The 19,232-nt window shown below is 59.6% G+C and carries 16 protein-coding genes and 1 tRNA gene; 6 read left to right on the top strand and 11 right to left on the bottom strand.

The window, feature by feature from the left end; genetic code table 11:
* Positions 1 to 94: 94 nt before the first annotated feature.
* From KGB06_RS15945 to speB, 6 genes are all read right to left on the bottom strand, one after another.
* The gene (locus tag KGB06_RS15945) at positions 95 to 556 is read right to left on the bottom strand and encodes a GNAT family N-acetyltransferase (RefSeq protein WP_223517330.1); all 462 of its coding nucleotides are present in this window, start codon (positions 554 to 556) and stop codon (positions 95 to 97) included.
* 26 nt (positions 557 to 582) lie between these two features.
* Positions 583 to 1,236 (bottom strand): peroxiredoxin, encoded by a 654-nt coding sequence (locus tag KGB06_RS15950; RefSeq protein ID WP_223517332.1) that lies wholly within the window; start codon positions 1,234 to 1,236, stop codon positions 583 to 585.
* Positions 1,237 to 1,467: 231 nt separating this feature from the next.
* Entirely contained in the window at positions 1,468 to 3,156 is a 1,689-nt protein-coding gene (gene betA / locus KGB06_RS15955) for a choline dehydrogenase (protein ID WP_223517334.1), read from the bottom strand.
* A 2-nt stretch (positions 3,157 to 3,158) separates the two neighbouring features.
* Positions 3,159 to 4,727: a purine-cytosine permease family protein gene (locus KGB06_RS15960; protein ID WP_223517336.1), complete on the bottom strand. Its 1,569-nt coding sequence runs from the start codon at positions 4,725 to 4,727 to the stop codon at positions 3,159 to 3,161.
* Positions 4,728 to 4,904: 177 nt separating this feature from the next.
* Complete coding sequence (locus KGB06_RS15965) at positions 4,905 to 6,413, bottom strand: aldehyde dehydrogenase family protein (protein WP_223517338.1); 1,509 nt, start codon at positions 6,411 to 6,413, stop codon at positions 4,905 to 4,907.
* A gap of 27 nt (positions 6,414 to 6,440) precedes the next feature.
* The gene (speB, locus tag KGB06_RS15970) at positions 6,441 to 7,445 is read right to left on the bottom strand and encodes an agmatinase (RefSeq protein WP_223517340.1); all 1,005 of its coding nucleotides are present in this window, start codon (positions 7,443 to 7,445) and stop codon (positions 6,441 to 6,443) included.
* Positions 7,446 to 7,596: 151 nt separating this feature from the next.
* Between speB and KGB06_RS15975 the strand changes: the two genes are divergently transcribed.
* From KGB06_RS15975 to lipA, 5 genes are all read left to right on the top strand, one after another.
* A complete protein-coding gene (locus KGB06_RS15975; protein WP_223517342.1) occupies positions 7,597 to 8,511 on the top strand; it encodes a LysR family transcriptional regulator in 915 nt (304 codons plus the stop codon).
* A gap of 79 nt (positions 8,512 to 8,590) precedes the next feature.
* Positions 8,591 to 10,099: a sigma-54-dependent transcriptional regulator gene (locus KGB06_RS15980; protein WP_223517344.1), complete on the top strand. Its 1,509-nt coding sequence runs from the start codon at positions 8,591 to 8,593 to the stop codon at positions 10,097 to 10,099.
* 417 nt (positions 10,100 to 10,516) lie between these two features.
* Positions 10,517 to 10,900, top strand: coding sequence for a glycine cleavage system protein GcvH (gcvH, locus tag KGB06_RS15985; protein WP_223517346.1), 384 nt, complete (start codon positions 10,517 to 10,519; stop codon positions 10,898 to 10,900).
* Positions 10,901 to 10,941: 41 nt separating this feature from the next.
* Complete coding sequence (gene glyA / locus KGB06_RS15990; protein ID WP_223517348.1) at positions 10,942 to 12,198, top strand: serine hydroxymethyltransferase; 1,257 nt, start codon at positions 10,942 to 10,944, stop codon at positions 12,196 to 12,198.
* 159 nt (positions 12,199 to 12,357) lie between these two features.
* Positions 12,358 to 13,344, top strand: a complete 987-nt coding sequence (gene lipA / locus KGB06_RS15995) for a lipoyl synthase (protein WP_223517350.1) — start codon at positions 12,358 to 12,360, stop codon at positions 13,342 to 13,344.
* An 80-nt stretch (positions 13,345 to 13,424) separates the two neighbouring features.
* On the opposite strand, the gene KGB06_RS16000 is transcribed toward lipA, so the two are convergent.
* The 5 genes from KGB06_RS16000 to KGB06_RS16020 all read right to left on the bottom strand — a co-directional run bounded on the left by KGB06_RS16000 (position 13,425) and on the right by KGB06_RS16020 (position 17,896).
* Positions 13,425 to 13,499: transfer RNA gene (locus KGB06_RS16000), tRNA-Gln, on the bottom strand.
* A 133-nt stretch (positions 13,500 to 13,632) separates the two neighbouring features.
* Positions 13,633 to 14,739 (bottom strand): agmatine/peptidylarginine deiminase, encoded by a 1,107-nt coding sequence (locus KGB06_RS16005; RefSeq protein ID WP_223517352.1) that lies wholly within the window; start codon positions 14,737 to 14,739, stop codon positions 13,633 to 13,635.
* A gap of 71 nt (positions 14,740 to 14,810) precedes the next feature.
* Positions 14,811 to 15,917 carry an extracellular solute-binding protein gene (locus tag KGB06_RS16010; RefSeq protein ID WP_223517354.1) on the bottom strand — a complete coding sequence of 369 codons (1,107 nt, stop codon included), beginning with the start codon at positions 15,915 to 15,917 and terminating at the stop codon, positions 14,811 to 14,813.
* A gap of 1 nt (position 15,918) precedes the next feature.
* A complete protein-coding gene (gene aguB, locus KGB06_RS16015; RefSeq protein ID WP_223517356.1) occupies positions 15,919 to 16,827 on the bottom strand; it encodes an N-carbamoylputrescine amidase in 909 nt (302 codons plus the stop codon).
* 4 nt (positions 16,828 to 16,831) lie between these two features.
* Entirely contained in the window at positions 16,832 to 17,896 is a 1,065-nt protein-coding gene (locus tag KGB06_RS16020; protein ID WP_223517357.1) for an agmatine/peptidylarginine deiminase, read from the bottom strand.
* A gap of 134 nt (positions 17,897 to 18,030) precedes the next feature.
* Between KGB06_RS16020 and KGB06_RS16025 the strand changes: the two genes are divergently transcribed.
* Positions 18,031 to 18,897, top strand: coding sequence for a LysR family transcriptional regulator (locus tag KGB06_RS16025; protein ID WP_223517359.1), 867 nt, complete (start codon positions 18,031 to 18,033; stop codon positions 18,895 to 18,897).
* Positions 18,898 to 19,232 lie beyond the last annotated feature (335 nt).

Here is a 19,232-nt window from a genome sequence, read left to right on the forward strand (position 1 = left end):
AAGGCTCGCATATCAGCCATCATCTGACTTTCCGGAAGCCACAAGACCTTGTGTCGTTGCCTACCATTGCGCCTGAATCCGCCGGCTTGTGCGTCTATGAGTTAAACCTCAAATCAAGGCAATACGTGTAATACCCCCCATCACGCACATAGCCCAACGACTCATACAACCGCTGCGCACCGAGATTGTCGGTGGCGGTTTCCAGCACCATGCCCTTGGCACCGCTCAACACCGCAAAGTCGCGAGCGGTGTTCATCAGCAACGTGCCTACCCCTCGCCCTCGGGCCTCAGGGGTGGTGAACAGGTCACTGAGCAGCCAGGTGCGGTGAGCATCGATGGAGGAAAACGTCGGGTATAACTGCACGAAGCCCAACGCGTCACCCACGGCATCTTCGGCGAGGAAAATCGCAGACTCGTCCCGGGCGATGCGTTCAGCGATGAAATCCCGGGACTGCGTCAGGTTCGAGGGCTGGCCGTAGAAGCCTCGGTAGGCGTCGAAAAGGCGCGCAACCTGGTCGAGATGGCTGGCGTCGACGCGAAAGGCTTTTACGACCATGTTGCGCGGCTCCTCGGGGGGTTGGATTACTTGGGCTGCGCCACAGTGCGCAAGTAAGGTTTGATGGTGTTGAAGCCGGCCGGGTACTTCTTCCGCGCGTCTTCATCGGACACCGACGTAGGGATGATCACGTCCTCCCCCGGACGCCAGTTAACCGGAGTGGCGACGGTGTGCTTGGCGTTCAATTGCAGGGAGTCGAGCAGACGCAGCACTTCATCGAAGTTACGCCCGGCACTCATCGGATAGATGAGCATCGCTTTGACCTTTTTGTCCGGGCCGATGATGAACACGGAACGCACGGTGGCGTTGTCTGCGGCGGTGCGGGTGCCGCCACTGGCATTCGGATGGATCATGTCGTACAGCTTCGCCACTACCAGGTTTTCGTCACCGATCATGGGGTAATTGACCGCGTGCCCCTGGGTTTCTTCGATGTCCTTGGCCCAGCTTTCATGATTGCTGACCGGGTCGACGCTGAGCCCGACAATTTTAGTATTGCGCTTGTCGAACTCCGGTTTGAGCCCAGCCATGTAGCCCAGTTCGGTGGTGCACACCGGGGTGAAATCCTTGGGGTGCGAAAACAGGATGGCCCACTTGTCGCCAATCCATTCGTGGAAATTCAGCGTGCCTTCGGTGCTTTCGACGCTAAAGTCCGGTGCCTCGTCGCCAATGCGGATTGCCATGTTTGTTCTCCTTATTATGGGGTCGCAGGGAAAACCGTCAGAATCGGGGTACCTCTCCAACGGCATTCAGGATCGGTGTTGAACCTGTCAACGCGGATCAGTATAGGAGACGCGGCAAGACAAGGGCGTTACCGCCAGCCCTAATCTTTAAGCCATTGAATTCAAAAAATGACAAAACAGCCAGACCGACACGCCGTCGATCTGACTGTTTCTGAGCAAAACCCGACGCCACTAAACCCGGACGTTACGTCCCGGCAGCGACGAGCGCTGGCTGGTTTCCCAATCCTGCACCAGACCGACGGGGGCATCGGAGGCTGGCAGCATGTTGCGCCCGCGCACCAGATCGCTGGCCCGCTCGGCGAGCATGATGGTCGGTGCGTTGAGGTTGCCATTCGGCTCAGTCGGGAACACAGAGGAGTCAATCACGCGCAACCCGGCAATGCCATGCACACGCAGCTCGGAATCAACCACCGCCATATCGTCCTCGCCCATGCGGCACGAACCGCAAGGATGGTAGGTGCTCTCAAGGTTTTCCCGCACGAAGGCATCGAGCTCTTCATCGGTGTTCACCAGCGGGCCTGGGGCGATTTCACCGTCGCGGAAGCGGTCCATTGCCTTCTGGCCAATGATTTCCCGGGTCAGGCGGATGCAGCGGCGGAAGCCTTCGCGGTCCTCTTCTCGTTGCAGGTAGTTGAACTGGATCTGCGGATGCTCGTACGGGTCAGCCGAACGGGCGCGCACATAGCCGCGGCTCTTGGGTTTGTTCGGCCCGGTGAGCACCATGAAGCCGTGTCCCTTGATCGGCTTGTTGCCGTCGTAACGCATGGCGGCAGGCAGAAAGTGGAACTGGATGTCCGGCCAACGCAAGCCCTTGTCCGAGCGAATGAAACCACCGGCCTCGAAATGGTTGGTGGCGCCGAGTCCATCCTTGAACAGTAGCCAGCGCAAACCGATCATCAGTTTGCTCAGCGGGTCCATTTTGCTGTTGAGGGTCACCGGTTCCTTGCAGCCGAACTGGATGTACACCTCGGCATGATCCTGCAGGTTCTCCCCTACCCCTGGCAGGTCATGACGCACACTGATCCCGGCTTTGCGCAGGACTTCGGCCGGGCCGATACCGGAGCGTTGCAACAGGTGCGGCGATCCGATCGGCCCTGAAGAAATCAGTACTTCGCGGTTGCAATGAACCTGATGGGTCTGGCCGTTGTGGTCATACATGACGCCGACGGCGCGTTTGCCTTCAAGGATGATCTGCCGGGTCATCGCGTGGGTGATCACGGTCAGGTTCGGACGACCCATGGCCGGGCGCAAGTAAGCGTTAGCCGTGGAGCAGCGCACGCCGTTTTTCACCGTCATGTGCATGGCACCGAACCCTTCCTGCATGTAGCCGTTGCAGTCTTCGGTCTTGATGTAACCGGCTTCGGCACCGGCGTCCACCCATGCCCCATACAGCGGGTTTTTCATGTGGTTGCCGTTGGTGGTGTGCAACGGCCCGGTGCCGCCGCGATAGCCGTCGCCACCCTCCTCGTAATGTTCTGCCCGTTTGAAGTACGGCAGGCAATTGCGGTAGCCCCAGCCCTGGGCGCCGAGCGATTCCCACTCGTCGAAGTCGTAGGCGTGGCCACGGATGTAGACCAGGCCGTTGATCGACGACGAGCCGCCCAGCACCTTGCCGCGCGGGCAGTGGATGCGCCGCCCGTTGAGGAACGGCTCTGGCTCGGTTTCGTAGCGCCAGTTGTACTTCTTGGTATTCATCGGGATCGAGAACGCGCTGGGCATCTGGATCACCACGCTGCGGTCACTGCCACCGAATTCCAGCACCAACACCGAGGTAGCAGGATCCTCACTCAAGCGGTTGGCCAACACACAACCCGCCGAACCGGCACCAATGATGATGTAGTCGTATTTTTGCGTAGCCATGGTTATCTCCCGGCTTCCGATTTGTTGAAAACGGGCGACGAGCGAAAGCTCAATGAATCGCCAGTGGTGTATTGCGGAGAGGTTTTCTCGATGTGCTGGATGACGGTTTCTTCGCGCTTGAGGTCGATCGAGCGGCTGAACCAGTAGTACACCAGCCCCGAGACGATCAGCCCGACCAGCCAGGCGATGTCGATGCTGCCCAGTGCTTTGGCGAGCGGGCCGACATAAACTTCTCGCTGTTCAACGCCGTCGTAGATGTAGAAGAACGGGATCATCGACACGAAACCGATGGCGTACGCGGCGATGCCACGCAGACCCCAGCTGCCGTAGATGTTGCCGTGGGGCATGAAGAAGTGCGGGATGGCGTAGCGGCCTTTGCGCACAAAGAAGTAGTCAGTCAGGTTGACCGAGGTCCAGGGCACCAGGAAGTACAACATCACCACCAGGTAGATCCCCAGCACCGACAAGCCTTTGCCCGAACTCTGGATGCTCAGGGCCACGCCCAGTTGCAGCAGGATTACAAAACCAATCGCCAGGATGCGCGCCTTGCGGGTCGGCTCGATGTGCTTGATGGAATCGACGCAAGTCAGCGTGGTCAGTTTCGCGCTGTAGATGTTCATCGCGATCACCGGCAGGAACGCCAGGATGGTGATCACCACCACCGCTGTACCTATCAGAGGCGAGACGACGTTGCCGACTTGTCCGAGAGCAACCAGCACATCCGTGGAATGCAGGTGATCGGCCAGCCAGCCACCCACCGAAATCATCCACGCCCCGGACAACGACGCGCCCAGAAACACCACGGCAATCAGCTTGCCGCTGGAGGTGTTCTTTGGCAGGTAACGCGAATAGTCGGACACGTACGGTGCGTAGGCGATGTTGTAACTGGCCGCCGCGGCGAACTGTGCGATGAAGCCGGTCCAGTTGAAGCCCAGCGGCGCCGGAGCCACTTCACCGGCAGCCAGTGCCGGCATCACGGCATCGGGCACCCAGCCCATCATCACTGCCAGCGTTACCAGGCCATACAGCGGAATCGAAAGGTACAACGCCCATTTGAAGCTGCGGTGCATCCAGTCATGACCGAGGATCGCGAGGATCGCCGCCGGTACCGTCACCGCCACCGCGATCACCCAGGGATCGAACCCGAATAACGTGTGCAGACCCTGCATCATCAACACCAGGTTGACGATGTTGAACCCGGCAAACACAAACAGCGTTGCCAGCAGCACGAGGATCACACCGCGATAGCCGAACTGCGCACGCGACTGGATCATTTGCGGCAAGCCCAAGTGTGGGCCTTGCGAACCATGGAACGCCATGAACAAGGTGCCGAACATGATGCCCAGCGTGCCGGCGAGTGTGGTCCAGAGCGCGGTCAGGCCGACGCTTGGGCCAACGAAGCCGATGGTCATGGTGAAGAAGGTGAAATTGCCGAGGAACCAGAACGGGCCTTGACTCGACAGTTTGTCGGTGCGCTCGTTTTCCGGAATGAAGTCGATCGAATGGCTTTCGACGACAGGTTTGCCGTCGAGGAGCGACACACTAGGTGCGGCTTTGGCGTCAGTATTCATGATGTACTCTTATTTTTGGAAGATCATGATGGAATAACTGCGTTCTTTTGGGTGAACGACGCCCCCTGTGGGAGTGAGCCTGCTCGCGATGGCGGTGTGTCAGTCGACATCCATGCTGTATGTCACATCGCTTTCGCGAGCAGGCTCGCTCCTACAGGGGTTTGAGTCAGCCATGACTCAGGGAAGCGTGATCCAGACAGCTTTGGTTTCGAGCAGGTAATCGAGCTGCTCGGCACCCAGGTCCTTGCCGAAACCGGACTGTTTGTAGCCACCGAACGGCATCGACGGATCGAGGGTGCCATGGGCGTTGACGTAGACCGAACCGGCCTTCAACCGTGGAATCAGGCTGTGCACCTTGCCCAGGTCATTGGAATACAGCGCGGCAGCCAAGCCGTACACCGAGTCATTGGCCAGGGCCAGCGCCTCTTCCTCATCGTCGAACGGTGCGGTGACCAGCACCGGACCAAAGATCTCTTCCTGGACAATGCGCATGTCGTTGCGGCAATGGGCGAAGATAGTCGGCTCGACGAAGAAGCCAGGACCATCGACAGGCTGGCCGCCGTATACCAGTTCGGCGCCTTCCTGCTTGCCGGTTTCGATGTACTCGGTCACACGCTGCTTTTGCAGTGCCGACACGAGTGGGCCAATGAAACAGTCAGGATCCAGGCCCGGAGCCATTTTCAATGTACGGGTGTAGGCGATCAGTTCGCGCAGGAATTCGTCGTAGACGCTGCGATGAACATAGGCGCGTGTACCGGCATCGCATACCTGCCCCGAGTTGAAAAATACGCCGTTGGCGATCGCTTGTGCAGCCGCTGGAATGTCCGCATCAGCCAACACGATTACCGGTGATTTTCCTCCGAGTTCCAGGGTAAGTCGCTTCATTTCGTCCAGCGCCGCGCGCCCGACGGTACGGCCTACCGGGGTCGATCCGGTGAAGGTCAGTTTGTCGATGCCAGGGTGCGTGGCCATGGCTGCGCCGACCACACTGCCGCGTCCGGAGACGATGTTGATCACACCGTCGGGAATCCCGGCTTCCTTCACCAATTCGGCAAAACGCAGGGCCGACAGCGAGGTCAGTTCAGCGGGTTTGACCACCACGGTGCAACCGGTGGCCAAGGCAGCGCCGAGCTTCCAGGCCATGGTTTGCAGCGGGAAGTTCCACGGCACGATAGCGCCGACCACACCCACCGCTTCCTTGCGTGTATAGGCCAGGTAATTGCCCGGCAGCGAAGGCTCGACGGTGCGCCCGTGCAGCTTGGTTGCCCAACCGGCGAAATAACGCAAGGTATCGACCGTGCCCTGGATATCGACGTCCCTGGCAAACGCTGCGGACTTGCCCATGTCGATCGATTCGATTTCTGCCAGTTCTGCGGCGTTCTGTTCAACCAGGTCCGCCAGGCGCTGCATCAGTCGCTCGCGTTCGGCCGGTTTGGCCTGACTCCAGGCGCCACCGTCGAATTGTGCGCGAGCGGCTTGCACGGCGCGGTCCAGGTCCTCGGTGGTGCCCATCGGAATGCGCGTGATCAGGCCCTCGGTCGACGGTTCGATGACGTCGGAAGTCTGTCCGTCGCTGGCCTCGACAAAGGCGCCACCGATGAACATTTTCTGGACCTTGCTGAGGAAGGTCTGGGTCGCTTCGGATACACCGAATTTTTGCAGGTACTGCTTAACAATCGTGTCCATTTTCATGCCCTCTGTGCGGCGGTCAGTTCACGCCGTAGCCGTGGTGGTCTCGTTCACGGCTTGCCGCGCCTGAGCCCGCTCATGGAAGATGAACCCAATGCTGTTGAGCAGCAGTTGCGCCGCCAGAATCGAGGTCATGCCGCTCGGGTCATACACCGGTGCAACCTCTACCAGGTCCATACCGACGATGTTGCCTTTGCTGCGCTTGGCCAGGGCCTGGATGATTTCCAGCACTTCGTAGTAAAGGAAGCCACCGTGGCTTGGAGTGCCGGTGCCGGGGGCGATGGACGGGTCGAAACCGTCGATGTCTATAGTGATGTAGTAGTTGATGTTTTGCGGGATCAGCGCCAGCACACCCTCGACGCCGAGACGGCGGACATCACGCACCGAAAGGATTTTCGAGCCGGCAGCATGGGCCGCTTCGTAGTCATCGCGGTTGGAGGACGAGACGTTGCGAATGCCCATCTGGGTCATGCCGACAATGTGGTTCATTTCCGAAGCGCGACGCAGCGGGTTGCCATGGCCGTAGCGCACGCCGTGGCGTTCGTCGACGAAGTCCAGGTGCGCATCGAAGTGGATAATGTGAATCGGGCCACGGCCCTCGAAGGCCTTGATCACCGGCGCGTGCACCGAGTGGTCGCCGCCGAGTACCACGGGCATGACGCCGGCATCGAGGATCTTGCGCACGGCGTATTCGGTGTTTTCGTTACTGGTGACCATGTCGGTGTGCACGATGTCGGCGTCACCAACATCGACCATGCGCACGTCGGCGGCGGTCAGGTACATCACGTCGTCTTCGTGGTCATAGGCGCCGGCGTGGCCGAAGGAGAACAGCGTCGATGCTTCGCGAATCCCGCGTGGTCCGAAGCGTGCGCCGGAGCGCCACTGGGTACCCATGTCGTTGGGAACGCCCAGCACCGCGACGTCGGCATCCAGTGCATCCCAATCGGTGCACACCGGGGATTTGCCAAAGGTGCAATGACCTACGAATGGCAGGTTCAGGCGACCGGATTCATAACCGTTATTGGACATTTCAAGCCTCTCCACTTTTTGTTATCGGCTGAGCGGACTGCAAGGCGACCGCCGTTGGAATGACTATGGGCGCAGGTTTTCGTGGAAAAAATGCTAAACATCAGATACTCATATCGGCATTTCCGATGCATCCACACGCAGGAGGTCCAAGGTGATTCAGCTGCACGATGTCGATCTGAAGTTGCTCAGGGTGTTTGCCACGATTGTCAGGTGCGGAGGCTTTAGCGCCGCGCAGGCGGCGTTGAATGCCGGCCAGTCGACGATCAGCGAACAGATGACTCATCTGGAAACCCGACTCGGGGTCAAACTTTGCCAGCGTGGGCGCAGCGGCTTTCGCCTGACCGAACAAGGCGTGGCGATTCATGAAGCGACGCAGCGCCTGCTCTCGGCGGTGGAGAACTTCTGCATGGACGCCGACGTGCTCAAACAGCACATCAGCGGCAAGCTCAACCTGGGGATCATCGACACCACCATCACCGACCCCGATTCACCGCTGCCGCGCACCACTCAACGCTTCGTGTCCCGCGGGCATGACGTGCACCTCAACGTGTACGTCGGCACCCCCGCGGAACTGGAAGAACGGGTGCTAGACGGCCGACTGCACCTGGCCATTGGGCACTTCCCGATCCATGTGCCGGGGTTGCTGCATACCCCGCTGTACCAAGAAGCCTTGGGCTTGTATTGCGGGCGTCGGCATCCGTTGTATGGCAACAAGGCCGAAGGTGACGAACTGCTCGAAGAAATTGCCGCAAGCCGCATTGTCGTGCGCGGCTACATGCAGCAATACGACCTCGAACATTTGGGTGTCAGCAAAGCGGCGGCGACCGTGGACAACATCGAGGCCCTGGCCATTTTGTTGATCTCCGGTGCCTACCTGGGGTTCCTGCCAGCGCACTTCGCCAACCAGTGGATCAAGACTGGGGAGATGCACCAACTGGCGCCGAACAGTCTGCAGTTGGTGTCGCCGTTCGACGTGATTACCCGACGCGGAACAGCACCACCGCCGATCCTCCAGGCCTTCCTTGAGGACCTGGCGGCCAGCTCGCGTAAAACCGCCAAAGGCTGATATCCGCTCGCCACACCCGAGCAGCGCCCGGCATACTCATTGACGCAGCCACCCCGTTCACCACCCTTGCAGGCCCGTTATGCGCATCCACGTCACCTTCATCGACCGCGTCGGCATCACTCAGGAAGTACTGGCCCTGCTCGGTGGGCGCCGGTTCAATCTGGACGCCGTCGAGATGGTGCCACCAAACGTTTACATCGACGCGCCGACCCTCGGCGCCGAGGTGCTGGAAGAGTTGCGCGAGGCCTTTCTCGGCGTGGAGGGCGTGCAAGCGGTGACGATGGTCGACATCCTTCCGGGGCAACGCCGAAGCTTGCAGCTCGATGCCTTGTTGGCTGCCAGCACCGACGCGGTATTGGCCGTGGATGACCGCGGTTATGTGCTGCTGGCCAACCCGGCGTTGATCGCCCTCTGTGGTCGCGAACCGGCCGGTGAATCGCTGACGACACTGTTTGATGATCCTTCCTTGCAACACACGTTGATCGAACACGGTTTTCGCCTGCCAATGCACGAGGTCAGCCTGGGCGGTCAGACGTTGTTGCTGGACGCCATGCCGATCACCGGCGCCGGCGCCCTGCTGACCCTGTATCAGCCAAACCGCATCGGCGAACGCCTGTCGGCGCTGCACCATGACCATGCCGAAGGGTTCGATGCGCTGCTGGGTGAGTCCCCGGCGATTCGCACGCTCAAGGCCCGCGCCCAACGCGTCGCCACGCTCGACGCGCCGTTGTTGATCCAGGGCGAAACCGGCACCGGCAAAGAGCTGGTCGCCCGCGCCTGCCACGCGATCAGTGCACGGCATGATTCGCCCTTTCTCGCCTTGAACTGCGCGGCACTGCCGGAAAGCCTCGCCGAAAGTGAACTGTTCGGCTACGCCGCCGGCGCCTTCACCGGCGCCCAGCGTGGCGGCAAACTCGGCCTGCTGGAACTGGCCGATCAGGGCACGGTGTTCCTCGACGAAGTCGGTGAGATGTCGCCCTACCTACAAGCCAAGTTACTGCGCTTTTTGAGCGACGGCTGCTTTCGCAGGGTTGGTGGTGATCGCGAGGTCAAGGTCAACGTTCGGGTGCTGAGCGCGACCCACCGTGACCTGGAAAAAATGGTCAGCGAAGGCCACTTTCGCGAAGACCTGTTCTACCGCCTCAATGTGCTCAACCTGCAAGTACCGCCGCTGCGCGAACGCGGCCACGACATCCTGTTGATGGCCAATCACTTCATGCAACAGGCCTGCGCGCAGATCCAGCGCCCGGTGTGCCGTTTGGCGCCGAGCACCTTTGCCGCCCTGCTCGGCAACCGCTGGCCGGGCAATGTTCGCCAGCTGCAAAACGTTATTTTCCGCGCGGCGGCGATTTGCGAAAACCCGCTGGTGGACATTGACGATCTGGACATCGCCAGAACGGCGGTGGAGCGGCAAAACGATGGTGAAGTGGGCAGCCTTGAAGAGGCCGTTGAAGGGTTTGAAAAGCATCTGCTGGAGCAGCTCTATCGCAGCTATCCCTCCAGCCGCTTGCTCGCTGCGCGCCTGCAAACGTCGCACAGTGCCATCGCCATTCGTCTGCGCAAATATGGAATTCCCGCCAAGCCCTGATCCCTCAAACAACACAAATCCCCTGTAGGAGCTGGCTTGCCAGCGAAAGCGTCGTATCAGGCAATGTTTTAGCGACTGACACACCGCATTCGCCGGCAAGCCAGCTCCTACAGGTGATTTGTGTTGTGGCTGAAGTGAGTGTTTGCAAATCGCTACAGCGTATCGAATTCAAGACAACCAACCACAACCCCGTGTTTTCCTGCCCAGCTGCCCTCCTTCCTTTTGCCTGTATTGAATTCAATACAGAAAGCAACCTTCGCCTCTCACAAAAACATATCAACTCATTGATTTAAAACAACTAACTCACATTGGCACCGCCCTTGCTATCACTCTCCCAACCACGCTCGCTGCCTCGCACGAGCCTGTAAACGTCATCCGCCACCAGCAGCGGATGGGTCTGAACAATGAGGAGCTGTTATGAGTGAATTGCGTTTTACCGTCGATCACGAATGGCTGAGGCTTGAGCAGGACGGCCTCGTCACCGTTGGCATCACACCGTATGCCCAGCAGGCGTTGGGCGATGTGGTGTTCGTGCAAGTGCCCGAGTTGGGGACGTTCGGCGCCGGTGATGAAGCGGCGGTGCTGGAGTCGGTGAAAGCGGCCAGCAACATTGGCATGCCGCTGGACGGTGAAGTGGTCGAGGTCAACGCGACGCTGGAAACGGCCCCCGAACTGGTCAACGAAGATCCCTTGGGTGAAGGCTGGTTCTTTCGCTTCAAACCGGCCGACGTCGAGGCCATTAACCACCTGCTGGATCAACACGCCTACGCGCGTTTGACCCAGGAATCGGCCGACGCTTGATGCCCCTCAACACCTTCCCGTCATCCACACAGGACACCACCATGTTCAGCAAACACGACCAGATCAAAGGCTACGACGACGAACTGCTGGCGGCGATGAACGCCGAAGACGCACGGCAAGAGCACCACATCGAACTGATCGCTTCGGAGAACTACACCAGCCAACGGGTGATGGAAGCGCAAGGCAGCGGCCTGACTAACAAGTACGCCGAAGGCTATCCGGGCAAGCGCTATTACGGCGGTTGCGAACACGTTGACGTGGTCGAGCAACTGGCGATTGATCGGGCCAAACAATTGTTCGGTGCCGATTACGCCAACGTGCAGCCGCACTCTGGCAGCCAGGCCAACGCCGCGGTGTTCCTTGCGCTCCTGCAAGCCGGCGACACCGTGCTGGGCATGAGCCTGGCCCATGGCGGGCACTTGACCCACGGCGCCAAAGTCAGTTTTTCCGGCAAGCTCTACAACGCCGTGCAATACGGCATCGACACCACCACTGGCCTGATTGATTACGACGAGGTCGAACGCCTGGCGGTCGAGCATCAGCCGAAGATGATCATTGCCGGGTTCTCCGCTTATTCGAAGACGTTGGACTTTCCACGTTTCCGTGCGATTGCCGACAAGGTAGGTGCTTACCTGTTCGTCGACATGGCCCACGTTGCAGGGTTGGTGGCGACCGGTCTGTACCCCAACCCGATTCCATTCGCCGACGTCGTCACCACGACCACCCACAAAACCTTGCGCGGTCCGCGTGGTGGCTTGATCCTGGCCAAGGCCAATCCGGAGCTGGAGAAAAAACTCAACGCGGCGGTATTCCCCGGTGGTCAGGGCGGCCCGTTGATGCATGTGATCGCCGCCAAAGCGGTGTGCTTCAAGGAGGCGCTGGAGCCAGGTTTCAAAACCTATCAGGCCCAGGTGATCCGCAATGCCCAGGCGATGGCCAAGGTGTTTATCGACCGTGGATTCGACGTTGTGTCCGGCGGCACCGACAACCACTTGTTCCTGGTCAGCCTGATTCGTCAGGGCCTGACCGGCAAAGACGCCGACGCCGCCCTCGGTCGAGCCGGGATCACGGTGAACAAGAACGCCGTACCCAATGACCCGCAATCGCCGTTCGTGACCTCGGGCCTGCGCATCGGCACGCCAGCGATCACCAGCCGTGGTTTCAAGGAAGCGCAGAGTATCGAGCTGGCAGGCTGGATCTGCGACCTGCTTGATCACCTCGGTGATGCCGATATTGAGGCGCAAATCGCCCAAAAAGCCGCTGCAATGTGCAGTGACTTCCCGGTCTACCGCGACTGATCAAGCACCACCAAACCCCTGTGGGAGCGAGCCTGCTCGCGATGGCGGAGTGTCAGTCGACATCAATGTTGAATGATTCACCGCCTTCGCGAGCAGGCTCGCTCCCACATTGGACTGTGTGTTGGACTCGTCTCTGCCTTCGAACAAAAGAAAACTCACATGAACCCAATTGTGGAATCAACCAGCACCACCCCGGCCAAAATGCAAGTCGGCGTCAAACTGCGCGGTGCTGAAAAGGTAGCGCGGATTCCGGTCAAGATCATTCCGACCGATGAGTTCCTACGCAAACCCGACTGGATCCGGGTGCGCATACCGATCTCTCCCGAGGTCGACCGGATCAAGCAGCTACTGCGCAAACACAAGCTGCACAGTGTCTGTGAAGAAGCCTCGTGCCCGAACCTCGGTGAGTGTTTTTCCGGGGGCACGGCGACCTTCATGATCATGGGGGACATTTGCACCCGCCGTTGCCCGTTCTGCGATGTCGGCCACGGTCGGCCAAAACCGCTGGACGCCGATGAGCCGATGAACCTCGCGGTGGCCATCGCCGATCTGCGCTTGAAGTACGTGGTGATCACGTCCGTGGACCGCGACGATCTGCGTGACGGCGGCGCCCAACACTTTGTCGATTGCCTGCGGGAAATTCGCAAGCTGTCGCCGGGCGTGCAACTGGAAACCCTGGTTCCGGATTACCGGGGGCGCATGGACGTTGCGCTGGCGATCACCGCGACTGAACCACCGGATGTGTTCAACCACAATCTGGAGACCGTGCCACGCTTGTATAAAGCGGCACGGCCAGGTTCGGATTTTGAGTGGTCACTGGACCTGTTACAGAAGTTCAAGGTGTTAGTCCCGTCCGTACCGACCAAATCCGGACTGATGCTGGGCCTTGGCGAAACCGACGAAGAAGTGATCGAGGTCATGCAGCGGATGCGTGAGCACGACGTCGACATGCTCACGCTCGGCCAGTATCTGCAACCGTCGCGCAGCCACTTGCCGGTCCAGCGTTTCGTGCACCCGGATGTGTTTGCATGGTTTGCCGAGGAAGGCTTGCGCATGGGATTCAAGAACGTCGCGTCCGGCCCGCTGGTGCGCTCGTCTTACCATGCGGATCAACAAGTTCAGGGCGCGAAGTCCGTTGAACTCTGAGGCATGTCGCCTGGAGAGAAAGTGAGGGGCATAAAAAAACGCCAGACCGGTAAGGTGCTGGCGCTTTTTTATACAGAATATGGCAGGGGCGGCTGGATTTGAACCAACGCATGGCAGGATCAAAACCTGCTGCCTTACCGCTTGGCGACGCCCCTGTAGCAGTTGCTACGAACGGGCGGAAATTTATCAACTTTCCGTTCGCATGGGAAGCCCCCATAGAACATATTTTTGTTCTAAAACAGCCACTTAACATTAATCAAGTTTAGATACAACGGGCGCGACTCCGGATTAAACCCGTGGCTGGTGGCTGGTCACGCAGTGGATGCCGCCACCACCGGCCGAGATGGCATCGATGTTGAGCTGCACCACTTCACGGTCCGGGTAGAGCGCGGACAACAGGTCGAAGGCCTTGGAATCGGCCGCTTTGTCACCGAACTGCGGGGCAATGACCGCCCCGTTGATCACGAAGTAGTTGATGTAACCGGCCGCGAAGTCCGGGTTGTTTTGGTTGAATTTGCTTTTGCGCGGGTTCAGCGGCGGCGACACGGTATGCACTCGCAGCTTGCGTCCATCGGCGTCCATGGCGTTTTTCAGAATTTCCAGGTGGGCCAGCGTGACTTTGCGGTCATAGGACTCGGGGTCGTTGTCGAGGTTGGCGATCACCACGCCAGGCTTGACGAAACGCGCATAGAAATCGACATGGGCGTCGGTGATGTCTTTGCCTTTGATGCCCGGTAGCCAAATGATTTTGCGCAAGCCCAGGCGTTCCTTCAGCTCTTGCTCGACGTCTGCCTTGCTCCAGTCCGGGTTGCGATTGCTGTTGATCCAGCTGCTTTCGGTCATGATCCCGGTGCCGTGACCATCCACTTCGATACCACCGCCCTCGCCCACCAGTTCGCTGCGCAGGTAACTGGCGCCTGCGTTTTCGGCAACCAAGGCGGCCAGTTTCGCGTCCTTGGCGTGCTGCTGTTTGTTGCCCCAGCCGTTGAAGTTGAAGTCTACGGCGCCCAACCCGCCATCCCCGTCGATGACGAAGTTGGCGCCGATGTCACGCATCCAGATATCGTCGAGCTGGGTGGTGACGTAGGTGATGTTGGCCGTACCGCATAGCTCTTCGGCCAGGCTCCGTTCGTTGCTGCGGCAGAACACGGTGACCGGTTCATAGTGGGCGATGGTGCGCGCGATCAGGCCAACGGCCTCTTGCACATCGGCGGTGAAGTCCTCCCAGATCGCATCCTGTGCGCCGAAAGCGATGAAAGCCCGTTGATGTTTATCGCCTTCATCCGGCATGAACCATGGGCGCCGGGTGGCGGCGTGTACCCACCCCATGGACGCTGCGGCGCCCAGACCGGCGATCACGGAGACTTGTTTGATGAACTCGCGACGCGTCGACATGTGTGAATCCTTGGATAGCTGTTCGTTGTTGCTGAAAAGGTGAAGGCCGGCACCGGGGTGCCGGCCGAACGTCACTGAGCAGTGGCGGTCTTGAACTTGGTCCAGGTGCGCATCCGCGCGCGCATATCGGATTGGGGAATATCCTTGCCCGGAATCAGCCGTGCATACGTGGCGTCGTCGAGGTAGATGTCCGGGTTATTGCGCATGGCCACATCGACACTCGGCCGCGCCTTGGCGTTGGAGGTCGGGTAACCGGTGAAGTTGCTGATGGCCGCCATGTTCTGCGGCCGCATGACGAAGTTGATGAACGCATAGGCGTACTCCGGATGTTTGGCGTCGACCGGAATCGCCATGGTGTCCATCCACACCGTGGTGCCTTCACGGGGAACGCGGTACTGGAACGTGGTTTTCTTGCTGGCGGTGTCCGACGTCCGTTGCGCTTGCGTCATGTCGCCGCTGTAGCCGAGGGACAGGCACAGGTTGCCATTGACCAGATCAGTCACAGGTTGCGACTGGAACTTGCGAATGTACGGCCGCAGTTTCATCAGCAGGTCACTGGCAGCGGCGAGGTCCACGGGTTTGGCGCTGCGTGGATCCTTGCCCAGATAGTTGAGCACCACCGCCAGCACTTCGTCCGGCGAATCGATCATTGAGATCCCGCAATCGGCAAACCGCGCGGCCAGTTCCGGTTTGAACAGCATGTCCAGGCTGTTGACCGGCGCGTCCGGCATGCGCTGTTTGATCTGCTCGGCATTGTAGGTCAGGCCGATGGTGCCCCAGGTGTAGGGAACGGTGGCCTTGCTCGAATGCTCATAGTGCGAACGCAGCTTCTGCAAACCGGGTTCGACGTCATCCATCGCAGTGAGTTTTGACTGGTCCAGCGGTTGCAGGCTGCCGGCGCGCATCAAGCGCTCGGCGACCGTGTCACCGGGAAAGATCAAGTCGTAACCGCTGCCGCCGGCGAGCATCTTGGCTTCCAGGGTTTCGCTGCCGTCCATGACGTCGTAGATCACTTTGATCCCGGTTTCAGCGGTGAACTGGCTGAGCGTGTTCTCGGCAAAATAATCGGCCCAGTTGTACAGCCGCAGGGTTTTCTCCTCAGCGTGCAGCGACGGTATCGCGCAGTACAGGGCAGCCAGGCCCAAGGCGCCGAGCAAGTGTTTGTTGGCAATGTGCATGTCAAACCCCTTGAGTGTTCCAGCGAGAATTCAGGTGACGGCCATCCTGGCTCAACAGCGCTCCGTACATGTCCGGACGGCGATCGCGATAAATGCCCCAGCTCAAACGTTCTTCGCGCATGGCAGCGAGGTCCAGGGTGTGTACCAACACGCCGGTGCTGTCGCGGTCGGCTTCGGCCAGCAACTTGCCTTTGTGGTTACAGATAAAAGACGAACCGTAGAAGCTCATTTGCAGTTCGGGATCGGTAGTTGCCACCTCGCGGCCGATGCGGTTGGCAGCCACAACCGGCAGGATGTTGGCCGCCGCATGGCCGCGCATGGTCATTTGCCAGTGGTCCCGTGAGTCCAGCGCCGCGCAGCCAGGTTCAGAGCCGATGGCCGTGGGAAACAGCAAGACTTCAGCGCCCATCAACGCCAGGCAGCGGGCGGTTTCGGGGAACCACTGATCCCAGCAGATCCCCACGCCGATACGCCCGAACGCGGTGTCCCAAACCCGAAAACCGGTATCGCCGGGGCTGAAGTATTCCTTTTCCTGGTATCCGATGGCGTTGGGGATGTGCGTCTTGCGATACACGCCCAACAGACGCCCGTCTGCATCGGCCACGCTCAAGGAGTTGAAATACGCGTTTCCGGCCTTTTCGAACCAGCTCAGTGGCAACACAACGCCCAACTCCCTGGCCAGCGCGGCGAAGCGCTTGAGCACATGGCTGTCGCGAAACTCTTCAGCCAGCGCCAAATGCTTGTGGTTTTGCTCGATGCAAAAGTACGGCGTGGCAAACAGCTCTTGCAGCAGGATGACCTGGGCGCCCTCGGCCGCCGCGTCACGTACCAACTGTTCGGCCTGATCGAGGTTGTGTGGCAAGTCCCAGGTGCACGGCATTTGCGTGGTGGCAATCGTCAGAAGTGTCATGAGATCAACCCTCCACCGGCCACGCCGGTTGCTGCTGGGTAATGCAATGCACCCCGCCGCCGCCATGGGCCAGATGATTGATCCGCACTGGCACCACTTCACGTCCGGGGAACGCCTGGCGCAGCACTTGCGCCGCAACATCGTCGGCATCAATGCCGTAGGCCGGCATGATAATGGCGCCGTTGGCGATGTAGAAATTGGTGTAGGAGGCGCAGAACACTTCGGCGTCGGTGTCGACAGCATCGGTGGCTTCGTACAACTCGATCATCTCGAAGGTGCGCCCGTGGGCATCGGTGGCCAGCTCCATGGCACGACGGTTCTCGCGCACCACTTCGGCATACACCGAGCCTTGGTCGTGGGTGGCGTCGACCAACAACACTCCCGGACGCGCAAACGCACACACGCCATCGACATGGCCGTCGGTCATGTCACCGGTCACATAGTCCGGATCACCCGGCAGCCAGATGGTCTTCTTCACGCCCAGCAAACGGGTGAAGATCTCTTCCATCTCCGATTTGCTCATGCCCGGGTTGCGATTGGAGTTGAGCAGCACCGACTCGGTGGTGATCAGCGTGCCCTCGCCGTCGACATGGATGGCGCCGCCTTCGTTGCTCAGCGGTGTGCCAAAACACTGCAAGCCCAGATGATTGAGTGCACGGCGCGCCAGGCTTTCGTCCAGATCATGCGCCGACTTGCCGCCCCACGCGTTGAAGCGCCAGCTCACACCGGCCAGGCCTTGTTGCGGATGGCAGACGAAACTTGGGCCGGAGTCGCGGCACCAACTGTCGTTCACCGCTAACGGGATCAGCTCGATGTTGGGGCCGCACAAGGCTTTGGCACTGGCGACAGCAGACGGATCGACGACCATTTTTACCGGTTCGAAACGGGCAATGGCGTTGGCCACACGCGCGAAATCCTCTTGCACCAGCGACAGTGTGACGCCCCAACCCGCCTCCCAGAGCGCCTGGTTGTGCGGCCAAACCATCCAGGTCGCGGCGTGCCGAACCCACTCGGCCGGCATCCACCATCCACTGTTTTGAATTTCGTTCTGCTGCTTGACCTGCTGCATGGTAAAAAACCCTTTTAGTTAAGCCATTGTGTTCAATGAAAACTGCCTTGGCGGTCTTGGCATGCATGCTACGGCGGCCAAAACGGGCGAACAAACGATGGATTTTGCGTAAAAGTGATTAGGAGTACTTATCAATGCTCAAACACTGGCCCCCACTTGGCACCCTTCGCGGCTTCGAAGCCGCCGCCCGTTTGGGCAGTTTTCACAAGGCAGCCGACGAGTTGCATCTCACCCAGTCAGCCATCAGTCAGCAGATCCGCAGCCTTGAGGCGTACCTTGAACAACCCCTGTTCTTTCGCAGCGGCCGCAGCGTCAGTCTGACCGACGCCGGCCACGACCTGCTCAGCACTACCCAGGCGCTGCTGCAACAACTGGCCGTCGGCATACGCCGTCTCGGGCAATACCAGAAACCCAATCAACTGGTGCTCAACACCACACCGGCGTTCGCCCGTCACTGGCTGTTGCCACGCCTGGGGGATTTTCGCCGCCAACATCCAGAGGTGGATCTGTGGATTTACAGCACCGATGAAGTCCCGGACATGACCACCCAGACGATCGATATTGCGGTGCGCGACGACATCAGTTCACAGGCTGAATGCAGCTTCAAAGTGCTGCACGCCGACCGCCTCTTTCCGGCGGGTCACCCAAGTCAGTTGGCGCTGCCGAGCGAACAGCGCACCACCCTGCACGGCGAGCGGGAAATGGACTGGAGTCATTGGGCGGTAGAAGCCGGTATCGACGTTGGCCAGAAAGATCAGGGGCTGAACTTCTCCGATCCCGGCCTGCTGCTGGACGCTGCCTGCGCGGGGCTCGGAATTGCGCTGGCCAGCCAGTTACTGAGTCGGCAGGCGTGCACCAACGGGTTGTTGCAACCCTTGGTGGAACACACCATTCGCGGACCGAACTGGGCGTTACTGACCCATCGTGACAGCGAGAACAATGCGCGGAGTTTTAGTGAGTGGTTGGTGAGTCATCTAGAGGCGGCGAGCTCGATGATGTAACCATTTAATGTCTGTATGCAGACCTGAGTGAGAGGATTGCCGGGGCTCTGTTTCAGTGAACAAAGTCTGCCATGCCTTCCTGAGCTATCAATCTGACCTACTCTCTCTATGCTGATCGGGACACTCAAAAAGGCGATTTGATCCGCAGTCGAACGTAAGCCGACGGTCATCGCATTCTTTAAGGAGAAAGACACATGAAACGAGCACGCATGCTGTTCGTGGGTGCGCTGTACAGTGTCATGTCAGTAGTACTACTGGCCGGCTGTGCGGGAAAGGCTGGCCGGGTGGACAGTCGACTCCCTCTTTGGTGACAAAGCCTTTTACAACGGTAATTG

Source organism: Pseudomonas sp. GL-B-19, from assembly GCF_019956415.1.
GTDB lineage: Bacteria > Pseudomonadota > Gammaproteobacteria > Pseudomonadales > Pseudomonadaceae > Aquipseudomonas.

Coding starts and splice junctions, on each gene's coding strand:
- KGB06_RS15950 (WP_223517332.1), bottom strand. CDS start 1,236: ATGGCAATCCGCATTGGCGACGAGGCACCGGACTTTAGCGTCGAAAGC.
- lipA (WP_223517350.1), top strand. CDS start 12,358: ATGAACCCAATTGTGGAATCAACCAGCACCACCCCGGCCAAAATGCAA.
- KGB06_RS16005 (WP_223517352.1), bottom strand. CDS start 14,739: ATGTCGACGCGTCGCGAGTTCATCAAACAAGTCTCCGTGATCGCCGGT.
- KGB06_RS16010 (WP_223517354.1), bottom strand. CDS start 15,917: ATGCACATTGCCAACAAACACTTGCTCGGCGCCTTGGGCCTGGCTGCC.
- speB (WP_223517340.1), bottom strand. CDS start 7,445: ATGTCCAATAACGGTTATGAATCCGGTCGCCTGAACCTGCCATTCGTA.
- KGB06_RS15960 (WP_223517336.1), bottom strand. CDS start 4,727: ATGAATACTGACGCCAAAGCCGCACCTAGTGTGTCGCTCCTCGACGGC.
- betA (WP_223517334.1), bottom strand. CDS start 3,156: ATGGCTACGCAAAAATACGACTACATCATCATTGGTGCCGGTTCGGCG.
- glyA (WP_223517348.1), top strand. CDS start 10,942: ATGTTCAGCAAACACGACCAGATCAAAGGCTACGACGACGAACTGCTG.
- KGB06_RS15980 (WP_223517344.1), top strand. CDS start 8,591: ATGCGCATCCACGTCACCTTCATCGACCGCGTCGGCATCACTCAGGAA.
- KGB06_RS16025 (WP_223517359.1), top strand. CDS start 18,031: ATGCTCAAACACTGGCCCCCACTTGGCACCCTTCGCGGCTTCGAAGCC.
- KGB06_RS15965 (WP_223517338.1), bottom strand. CDS start 6,413: ATGGACACGATTGTTAAGCAGTACCTGCAAAAATTCGGTGTATCCGAA.
- KGB06_RS16020 (WP_223517357.1), bottom strand. CDS start 17,896: ATGCAGCAGGTCAAGCAGCAGAACGAAATTCAAAACAGTGGATGGTGG.
- gcvH (WP_223517346.1), top strand. CDS start 10,517: ATGAGTGAATTGCGTTTTACCGTCGATCACGAATGGCTGAGGCTTGAG.
- KGB06_RS15945 (WP_223517330.1), bottom strand. CDS start 556: ATGGTCGTAAAAGCCTTTCGCGTCGACGCCAGCCATCTCGACCAGGTT.
- aguB (WP_223517356.1), bottom strand. CDS start 16,827: ATGACACTTCTGACGATTGCCACCACGCAAATGCCGTGCACCTGGGAC.